Annotated in this window: 7 protein-coding genes; 1 reads left to right on the plus strand and 6 read right to left on the minus strand. The window is 70.6% G+C overall.

The window, feature by feature from the left end; translation table 11 throughout:
• Positions 1-58 precede the first annotated feature (58 nt).
• The 6 genes from IE311_RS36290 to IE311_RS36315 all read right to left on the minus strand — a co-directional run bounded on the left by IE311_RS36290 (position 59) and on the right by IE311_RS36315 (position 7,531).
• Complete coding sequence (locus IE311_RS36290; RefSeq protein WP_189836174.1) at positions 59-1,252, minus strand: PAC2 family protein; 1,194 nt, start codon at positions 1,250-1,252, stop codon at positions 59-61.
• 141 nt (positions 1,253-1,393) lie between these two features.
• Positions 1,394-2,455: an LLM class flavin-dependent oxidoreductase gene (locus IE311_RS36295; protein ID WP_189836175.1), complete on the minus strand. Its 1,062-nt coding sequence runs from the start codon at positions 2,453-2,455 to the stop codon at positions 1,394-1,396.
• Between the two features lie 127 nt (positions 2,456-2,582).
• On the minus strand, positions 2,583-4,187 hold the full coding sequence (locus IE311_RS36300) for a glycerol-3-phosphate dehydrogenase/oxidase (RefSeq protein ID WP_189836176.1): 1,605 nt from the start codon (positions 4,185-4,187) through the stop codon (positions 2,583-2,585).
• Between the two features lie 5 nt (positions 4,188-4,192).
• Positions 4,193-5,719 (minus strand): glycerol kinase GlpK, encoded by a 1,527-nt coding sequence (gene glpK / locus IE311_RS36305; RefSeq protein ID WP_189836177.1) that lies wholly within the window; start codon positions 5,717-5,719, stop codon positions 4,193-4,195.
• A 35-nt stretch (positions 5,720-5,754) separates the two neighbouring features.
• Positions 5,755-6,513 carry an MIP/aquaporin family protein gene (locus IE311_RS36310; protein ID WP_189836178.1) on the minus strand — a complete coding sequence of 253 codons (759 nt, stop codon included), beginning with the start codon at positions 6,511-6,513 and terminating at the stop codon, positions 5,755-5,757.
• A 253-nt stretch (positions 6,514-6,766) separates the two neighbouring features.
• The gene (locus tag IE311_RS36315; RefSeq protein ID WP_189836179.1) at positions 6,767-7,531 is read right to left on the minus strand and encodes an IclR family transcriptional regulator; all 765 of its coding nucleotides are present in this window, start codon (positions 7,529-7,531) and stop codon (positions 6,767-6,769) included.
• 244 nt (positions 7,532-7,775) lie between these two features.
• On the opposite strand from IE311_RS36315, the gene IE311_RS36320 reads away from it, so the two are divergent.
• Positions 7,776-9,847: homocysteine S-methyltransferase family protein (locus IE311_RS36320; RefSeq protein WP_189836180.1), on the plus strand; the 2,072-nt coding region annotated here is incomplete at its 3' end.

The following is a 9,847-nucleotide window of genomic DNA, read 5'->3' on the forward strand; positions in this document are numbered from 1 at the left end:
GGGAGGGGCGCCCTCGGGCACCCCTCCCGTCGTCGCGTCGACTCTCCGGCGGAGGCGGCTACTTGTCGGACTCGCCGTCCGCGTCGCCGTCCCCGTCCGTGCCGGCGCCCGTGGTCGGTTCCGCGTCCGCGCCCGGCTCTGTGCCCGTGCTCGGTTCCGCGTCCGCGTCCGGCTCCGTGCCCGTGCTCGATTCCGGGCCCGCGTCCGTGTCCGGTGAACCGTCGGCGGACCCCGCCGACGGCTCGGGAACGTCCGGTTCCCGCGCGTCCTCGGCGCCCTCGGCCGCCTCCGCGCCCGGGACCGACTCCGGCCCCGGCTGCGCGGGCTTCGGCGGACGGGTACGACCGCTCCCCGGATCGCGCAGGAACGCGTCGCCCTCCGTCGCCACCCCGGGGCCGCCCGGCCCCGTGCCCGGCTCGCGCCGCCGCAGATACCGCTCGAACTCGCGGGCGATGGCCTCGCCCGAGGCCTCCGGAAGCTCCGCCGTGTCCCGGGCCTCCTCGAGGGTCTGCACGTACTCGGCGACCTCGCTGTCCTCGGCGGCCAGCTGGTCCACACCCACCTGCCAGGCCCGCGCGTCCTCGGGCAGCTCGCCCAGCGGGATGCGCAGACCGATCAGGTCCTCGAGACGGTTGAGGAGCGCCAGGGTCGCCTTCGGGTTCGGCGGCTGCGACACGTAGTGCGGCACCGCCGCCCACAGGCTCACCGCGGGCACACCCGCGTGGGTGCACGCCTCCTGGAGGATGCCCACGATGCCCGTGGGGCCCTCGTACCGGGTCTCCTCCAGGTCCATCGTGCGCGCCAGGTCCGGGTCGGAGGTCACTCCGCTCACCGGGACCGGACGGGTGTGCGGGGTGTCCCCGAGCAGCGCGCCCAGGATCACGACCATCTCCACGCCCAGCTCGTGGGCGAAGGCGAGGAGCTCGTTGCAGAAGGAGCGCCAGCGCATCGAGGGCTCGATCCCGCGCACCAGCACCAGGTCACGGGGCTTGTCGCCGCCGACCCGGACCACGGAGAGCCGGGTCGTCGGCCAGGTGATCTTCCGGACTCCGTTGTCCAGGAAGACAGTGGGCCGGTTGACCTGGAAGTCGTAGTAGTCCTCGGCGTCGAGCGCCGCGAACACCTCGCCCTTCCATTCCCGGTCCAGATGGGCGACCGCGGTGGAGGCGGCGTCGCCGGCGTCGTTCCAGCCTTCGAACGCGGCCACCATGACCGGGTCGATCAGCTCGGGTACCCCCTCGAGCTCGATCACCCAGCGCCTCCTTTTCGAAGTTCCTGTCGTACGGACCAACCTTACGGCTTTCCTCAGGTCCGTCCGCAGCCCCCGGACATCCCCGAAAACCCGTGCGGCCTTGATCGACTACCCAGGAACTCACCTCCGCACACGGCGGTCTCACTCCTCCCAGAGCGTGCTGGGCGCCTCCCTCCGGACCACCGGGGCGATCTCCTCGGCGAAGCGCTGGAGCGTCTCGATCTGCTCGGCCGTCGACTGACCGAAGGTGTCGACGGTGACGGACTGCAGGTCGTGCCCGTAGTGGAGGTGGTAGCCGAGGATCTTGTCGATGATCTGCTGCGGCGAGCCGATCAGCTGGGGGCCGTCCGCGATCGCGTCCTCGATCGTGCGGAACGGGGTGTTGTATCCGGCCTTTCCCGCCAGATGCGGCTTGAAGCTCTGCCGTACCTTCGCCTCGTACAGGTCCTTGTAGCGGCTGACCGCCCGCTCGGCGGTGTCGGCGATGAGCAGACCCCCGGAACCGGCCGCCACGCGCGCGTGGGCCGGGTCGTGCCCGTACTCCTCGAACTTCTCCCGGTAGTGGGCGATGAGCCGCGCGTACGCCTCACGGGGCTGGATGGCGTTGGCGGTGAAGAGCGGATCGCCGTGCTTCGCCGCCAGCTCGGGGGAGTTGAGGCTGGTGGCCGAGCCGTGCCAGATCCGGGGCGGCCCCGCGTACGGGCGCGGCACCGTGGTGACGTTCTTCAGCGGGGGCCGGAACTCGCCCTCCCAGTCGACGCCCTCCTCCGTCCAGAGACGGCGGAGCAGCTCGTACTTCTCCTTCTGGAGGTCCCACTGGCGCTCCTCGTCCAGGCCGAAGAGGTCGAAGTGACCGGCCTCCGCGCCCTTGCCGACGACGAGTTCGAGCCGGCCGCGGGAGAGCTGGTCGAGGGTGGCGTAGTCCTCGGCGACCCGGACCGGGTCGAGGATCGCGACCACGGTGACGCCGGTGAGCAGCCTGATCCGGGTGGTGCGGGCGGCGAGCGCGGCGAGCAGCACGGTCGGCGCGGAGGAGAGGAACGCGCCCGCGTGCCGCTCGCCGACCGCGTACGCGTCGAAGCCGAGCCGTTCGGCGGTCTCGCCGAGCGTGACGACCTGCTCCAGGCGGTCGGCGGCGGAGAGGAGTTCGCCGGTCAGCGGGTGCGGGGAGTGGTGGACGATCGAGAGCACCTGAAACTTCATGCGTTCCACTCTGCGCGCCGAGTGTTGCGGCGGTGTGGACGGCGTGTGGCACGCCGCAGGGGCGGCCCTCCGAAGAGGAACCGCCCCTGGTGGCGCGGGAGTTGCCTCCCGTACGTGTGTCCGGAGACTACTTGCCGAGCATCTTCTCTACGCCGGCGCGGACCTCGTCGGTCGCGAGACCGCGGATGGTCAGCGTCGTCCGGCGGCGCAGCACGTCGTCGGCCGTCTCGGCCCACTCGTGGTCACGGGCGTAGGCGACCTGCGCCCAGATCTCCGGCGCGTCCGGGTGGATGCGGCGGGCCAGGTCCGGGTTCTCGTTCGCCATCCGGGCGATGTCGAAGGAGAGCGAGCCGTAGTGGGTCGCCAGGTGCTTGGCGGTGTCGGCCGCCATCCGGGGGCCGGGCGCCGGACCGTCGACGAGCAGCCGGTGCGCGACCGCGTTCGGGTTGGCTATGCCGGGCAGCGGAAGCCGCTTCGGCAGCGTCGACACGGACTCGTAGTCCTCGCCCAGCGGGTGGCCGGGAAGCTGCTCCAGCTTCTTCATCACCGTACGGCCGATGTGGCGGAAGGTCGTCCACTTGCCGCCGGCCACCGACAGCATGCCGCCGCGGCCCTCGGTGACGACCGTCTCGCGCTTGGCCTTGGAGGTGTCGCCCGGACCGCCCGGGAGCACCCGCAGACCGGCGAAGGAGTAGGTGATGAGGTCGCGCGACAGCTGCTGGTCGCGGATGGAGAAGGCGGCCTCGTCCAGGATCTGGGCGGTGTCCTTCTCGGTGACCTCGACCTGGCCGGGGTCACCCTCGTACTCCTCGTCGGTGGTGCCGAGCAGGAGCATGTCCTCCCAGGGGAGGGCGAAGGTGATGCGGTACTTGTCGATCGGGGTGGCCAGGGCGGCCTTCCACGGCGAGGTCCGCTTGAGGACCAGGTGCGCGCCCTTGGAGAGGCGGATGGAGGGGGCCGCGTTCGGGTCCTCCATCCTGCGCAGGTGGTCGACCCACGGGCCGGTCGCGTTGAGCACGAGACGGGCGGTGACACCGAACTCGTCGCCGCTGGTGCGGTCCTTGAGCTCGGCGCCGGTGACCCGGCCCCGGGTGAAGCGGAGTCCGGTGACCTCGGCGTGGTTGAGGACGGTGGCGCCCGCCTCGACGGCCGCGCGGACCGTCATCAGGGCCATCCGGGCGTCGTTCATCTGGTCGTCGCCGTAGACGGCCACGGCCTTGAGGTTGTCGGTGCGCAGCTCCGGCACGTCCTGCGCGGCCTTGGCGGGGGAGAGCAGGTGCCCGACGCCGTCGCCGAAGGCCGAGAGGGCGCTGTAGGCGAAGACACCGGCGCCGAGCTTGGCCGCGCCGTGCGGGCCGCCCTTGTAGACGGGCAGGTAGAAGGTGAGGGGGTTGGCGAGGTGCGGTGCCACCTGACGGGAGACCGCACGCCGCTCGAAGTGGTTCTCCGCCACCAGCTTCACCGCGCCGGTCTGCAGGTAGCGCAGACCGCCGTGGAGGAGCTTCGAGGAGGCGGAGGAGGTGGCGCCGGCGAAGTCGCCGGCGTCCACCAGGGCCACCCGCAGGCCCGACTGCGCGGCGTGCCAGGCGGTGGAGATGCCCAGGATGCCGCCGCCGATCACCAGGAGGTCGTACGTCGCCTTGGAAAGCCGGTCCCGGGTCTCGGCGCGGCTCGGGAGGGAGCCGGACGCCGGGTGCGTCCCAAGGGCAGGGACGCTCTGCAGGGTGGTCATGTGTCTTACTCCTCGTCCTCGATCCAGCCCATGGTCCGCTCCACGGCCTTGAGCCAGCTCTTGTACTCGCTGTCGCGCCTGTCGGCGTCCATGCGAGGGGTCCATTCCGCGGCGCGACGCCAGTTGGCGCGCAGCGCGTCGGTGTCCGGCCAGAAGCCGACGGCCAGGCCGGCGGCGTAGGCGGCACCGAGGCAGGTGGTCTCGGCGACCATCGGACGCACGACGGGCGCGTCCAGGAAGTCCGAGAGGGTCTGCATCAGCAGGTTGTTGGAGGTCATGCCGCCGTCGACCTTGAGCGCGGTCAGCTCGACGCCGGAGTCCTTCGTCATGGCGTCGGTGATCTCGCGGGTCTGCCAGGCGGTGGCCTCCAGGACGGCACGGGCGATGTGCGCCTTGGTGACGTACCGGGTGAGGCCGGCGATCACACCGCGGGCGTCGGAGCGCCAGTACGGGGCGAACAGTCCGGAGAAGGCCGGCACGAAGTAGGCGCCGCCGTTGTCCTCGACCGAGGACGCGAGGGTCTCGATCTCGGCGGCGGACTTGATGAGGCCCATCTGGTCGCGCATCCACTGCACCAGCGAACCGGTGACGGCGATCGAGCCCTCCAGGGCGTAGACCGGCTTCTGGTCGCCGATCTGGTATCCGACCGTGGTCAGCAGGCCGCTGTAGGAGTTGATGATCTTGTCACCGGTGTTCATCAGCATGAAGGTGCCGGTGCCGTACGTGGACTTGGCCTCGCCCTCGGCGAAACAGGTCTGGCCGAACAGCGCGGCCTGCTGGTCACCGAGCGCCGAGGCGACCGGGACACCGGCGAGGGCGCCGTCCTTGACGTGGCCGTACACCTCGGCCGAGGACCGGATCTCGGGGAGGACGTTGAGGGGGACCCCCATCGACTCCGCGATCTTCTCGTCCCAGGCCAGCGTGTGCAGGTTCATCAGCATGGTGCGGGAGGCGTTGGTGACGTCGGTGACGTGCACGCCGCCGTCGGTGCCGCCCGTGAGGTTCCAGATGACCCAGGAGTCCATGGTGCCGAAGAGGATGTCGCCGGCCTCGGCTCGCTCGCGCAGGCCCTCGACGTTGTCGAGCATCCAGCGGATCTTCGGGCCGGCGAAGTAGCTCGCCAGCGGCAGGCCGGTCTCGCGGCGGAAGCGGTCCTGGCCGACGTTGCGGCCGAGCTCCTTGCAGAGGGCGTCGGTGCGGGTGTCCTGCCAGACGAGGGCGTTGTGGACGGGCTCACCGGTGTTCTTGTCCCAGAGCAGCGTGGTCTCGCGCTGGTTGGTGATGCCGATGGCCTTGACGTCGGAGGCGGCGATGCCGCCCTTCTCCAGGGCGCCGGCGACGACCTCCTGGACGTTGGTCCAGATCTCGGCGGCGTCGTGCTCGACCCAGCCCGGCTTCGGGAAGATCTGCTCGTGCTCCTTCTGGTCGACCGAGACGATCCGGCCGTCCTTGTCGAAGACGATGCAGCGCGAGGAGGTGGTGCCCTGGTCGATGGCCGCGATGAACGGGCCGGAGGTGTGTGCGTCGGTCACGGTGTGCTCCAAGGGAAGTCTGGAAGAAGGACGTCTCAGGCGAACGCGATGTTGTAGATACCCGCTGCGAGGGCGCCACCGATCAGCGGACCGGCGACCGGGATCCAGGCGTAGCTCCAGTCGGAGCCGCCCTTGTTCGGCAGCGGGAGCAGAGCGTGCACGATGCGCGGACCGAGGTCGCGGGCCGGGTTGATCGCGTAGCCGGTCGGGCCACCGAGCGAGAGGCCGATGGAGACCACGACGAACGCGGTGATCAGGGCGCCGATGACGCCGAGTCCCTTGCCGCTGTCGTTGAGGCCCTGGGTGAGCACGGCCAGGACGAGCACGACGGTGCCGATGATCTCGGTGGCCAGGTTCTGCCAGGTGTTCCGGATCTCGGGGCCGGTCGAGAAGATGCCGAGCACCGGGCCGGGGCCCTCGATCGGAGTCTTGGCCGCGGCCTCGGCGTCGGTGAGGTGGGCCTGGAACTGGCCGTAGTAGGCCACCCAGACCAGTGCCGCACCGATCATCGCGCCGAGCATCTGGCCCGCGATGTAGACCGGGACGTTGCCCCAGTCCCCGTCCTTGATCGCGATTCCGACCGTGACGGCGGGGTTCAGATGGGCACCTGAGAGGGAAGCCGTCATGTAGACGGCCGTCATGACGGCGAAGCCCCACCCGAAGGTGATCGCGAGCCAGCCCGCGTTGCGGGCCTTGGAGCCCTTGAGCGTGACGGCGGCGCACACACCGCCGCCGAGCAGAATGAGAACGGCGGTACCGATGGTCTCGCCGAGGAAGATGTCGGAGCTGGACACCCGCGACTCCTTTGTCCTTCGTCCAGGGGAAGGCGAACCCCGGGTCCCTCCGGTGGTTCGCGCCCTCGTGTGAGGGCGTTACCGGCCCTTGGCACTGCCACACCTTAGCGTGTATTGCCGTTAAGTGTTCGGCAATGCCGACCGGTGAACGGAAGTTTTGCCCCCGGGTTAACAGCACGTCAAGGGCTCGGGATGCGAAAAACCCGCCGATAACGCGATCGTTACCGGCGGGTTCAGTCGTGTCGGGGGAGCGTCAGAAGCGCCCGGCCCCCAGATCCCGGGACACCGCGCGGGCACAGTCCCGTACCGACGCCACCAGCTCCGGGCGCAGTTCTCCGCCCGGACACAGCCGCTCCACGGCCCCCGTGACCGCCACCGCGCCCACCGGCATCCGCCGCCGGTCGTGGATCGGCGCCGCCACCGAGGCCACGCCCTCCCAGGTCTCCTCCACGTCCGCCGCCCAGCCCCGGGCCCGCGTCATGTCGAGCAGCGACTCGAAGTCCGTCAGCGTCGTGGTCGTCCGGGGCGTGAACGCCTCCCGCTCGACCTCGAGCACCTCGCTGTGCGCCACCGGGTCGTACGCCGAGAGGACCTTGCCCAGGGCCGTGGAGTGCAGCGGCTGCATCGCCCCCACCTCCAGGACCTGCCGGCTGTCGTCCGGCCGGAAGACGTGGTGCACGATCAGCACGCCCCGCTGGTGCAGCACCCCCAGGTGCACGCTCTCGCCGCTGGACCGCGCCAGGTCGTCCGTCCAGACCAGTGCGCGCGCCCGCAGCTCGTGCACGTCCAGATAGCTGTTCCCCAGCCGCAGCAGCTCCGCGCCGAGCTGATAGCGGCCCGAGGCCGCCTCCTGCTCCACGAAACCCTCGGCCTGCAGGGTGCGCAGAATGCCGTGGGCGGTGCCCTTGGCGAGACCGAGCGAGGACGCGATGTCGGACAGACCGAGCCGGCGCTCGCCACCGGCGAGCAGCCGCAGCATGGCAGCCGCCCGTTCAAGCGACTGGATGTTCTTCGCCATCGCCCGGCCCCTTATCCCTCTCACGTTGTTCGACAATGCTGAACACTATCGGTCGATGTCGACCTTGGGTGACACATGACAGTGTCAGCCAAGAACGGTCCGTACCGGGAGTCCCCGCACACAGGATGCCGTCCGGCCCGTGGGACACCGTGTCCACCCCGGCCGGAGCGCGGTTACGCTGGCCCCGTGCACCCTCCCCCGAGGGCGCAAAGCCGACAGCCGTCGCATCCCAGGGAGCTCATCCATGGCCTCGTTGCCGACCCCTTCCGCTGACAGCCGGAACCGTGCCGCAGCCCTCCGCGAGGCGCTCGCCAGCCGAGTCGTCGTCGCCGACGGCGCCATGGGCACCATGCTCCAGGCACAGGACCCCACCCTCGAGGACTTCGAGAACCTCGAAGGCTGCAACGAGATCCTCAACATCACCCGGCCCGACATCGTCCGCTCGGTCCACCAGGAGTACTTCTCCGCCGGCGTCGACTGCGTCGAGACCAACACCTTCGGCGCCAACCACGCCGCCCTGGGCGAGTACGACATCCCCGAGCGCGTCCACGAACTCTCCGAGGCGGGCGCCCGCATCGCCCGCGAGGTCGCCGACGAGTTCACCGCCGCCACCGGCCGCCAGCGCTGGGTCCTCGGCTCCATCGGCCCCGGCACCAAGCTCCCGACCCTCGGCCACGCCCCGTACACCCTGCTGCGCGACGCCTACCAGCAGAACGCCGAAGGCCTCCTCGCCGGCGGCGCCGACGCCCTGCTCGTCGAGACCACCCAGGACCTGCTCCAGACCAAGGCCTCCGTCATCGGCGCCCGCCGCGCCCTCGACGCCCTCGGCGCCGACGTGCCGCTCATCGTCTCCGTCACCGTCGAGACCACCGGCACCATGCTCCTCGGCTCCGAGATCGGGGCCGCGCTCACCGCCCTGGAGCCGCTCGGCATCGACATGATCGGACTGAACTGCGCCACGGGCCCGGCCGAGATGAGCGAGCACCTCCGCTACCTCGCCCGCCACTCGCGCATCCCGCTCTCCTGCATGCCCAACGCCGGCCTGCCCGTCCTCACCTCCGACGGCGCCCACTACCCGCTCAGCCCCGCCGAGCTCGCCGACGCCCAGGAGACCTTCGTCCGCGAGTACGGGCTCTCCCTCATCGGCGGCTGCTGCGGAACGACCCCGGAACACCTGCGCCAGGTCGTCGAGCGCGTCCAGGGCCTCACGCCCGGCGCCCGCGAGCCGCGCCCCGAGCCCGGCGCCGCCTCGCTCTACCAGACCGTGCCGTTCCGCCAGGACACCGCGTACATGGCGATCGGCGAGCGCACCAACGCCAACGGTTCGAAGAAGTTCCGCGAGGCGATGCTCGAAGCGCGCTGGGACGACTGCGTCGAGATGGCCCGCGACCAGATCCGCGAGGGCGCGCACATGCTCGACCTCTGTGTGGACTACGTGGGCCGCGACGGCGTCGCCGACATGGAGGAGCTCGCGGGCCGCTTCGCGACCGCCTCCACCCTGCCGATCGTCCTCGACTCCACGGAGGTCGAGGTGCTCCGGGCCGGTCTGGAGAAGCTCGGCGGCCGTGCCGTCATCAACTCCGTCAACTACGAGGACGGCGACGGACCCGAGTCCCGCTTCGCCAAGGTCACCCGACTGGCCCAGGAGCACGGCGCCGCCCTCATCGCCCTCACCATCGACGAGGAGGGCCAGGCCCGCACCGCCGAGCACAAGGTGGCGATCGCCGAGCGGCTCATCGAGGACCTCACCGGCAACTGGGGCATCCACGAGTCGGACATCCTCATCGACACCCTGACCTTCACCATCTGCACCGGTCAGGAGGAGTCCCGGAAGGACGGCATCGCCACGATCGAGGCGATCCGCGAGCTGAAGCGCCGCCGGCCGGACGTGCAGACCACCCTGGGCCTCTCCAACATCTCCTTCGGTCTGAACCCGGCCGCGCGCATCCTGCTCAACTCCGTCTTCCTCGACGAGTGCGTGAAGGCGGGTCTCGACTCGGCGATCGTCCACGCCTCGAAGATCCTGCCGATCGCCCGCTTCGACGACGAGCAGGTCACCACCGCCCTGGACCTGATCTACGACCGGCGACGCCCCCAGCAGGGGGACGAGCCGGCCTACGACCCGCTGCAGAAGCTGATGGCCCTCTTCGAGGGCGTCAACACCAAGTCGATGAAGGCCGGGAAGACCGAGGAGCTCCTCGCCCTGCCGCTGGACGAGCGGCTGAAGCGCCGGATCGTCGACGGTGAGAAGAACGGCCTGGAGGCGGACCTCGACGAGGCCCTGACGGTCCGGCCCGCGCTGGAGATCGTCAACGA

This window comes from Streptomyces zaomyceticus, from assembly GCF_014656215.1.
GTDB classification, from domain to species: domain Bacteria; phylum Actinomycetota; class Actinomycetes; order Streptomycetales; family Streptomycetaceae; genus Streptomyces; species Streptomyces zaomyceticus.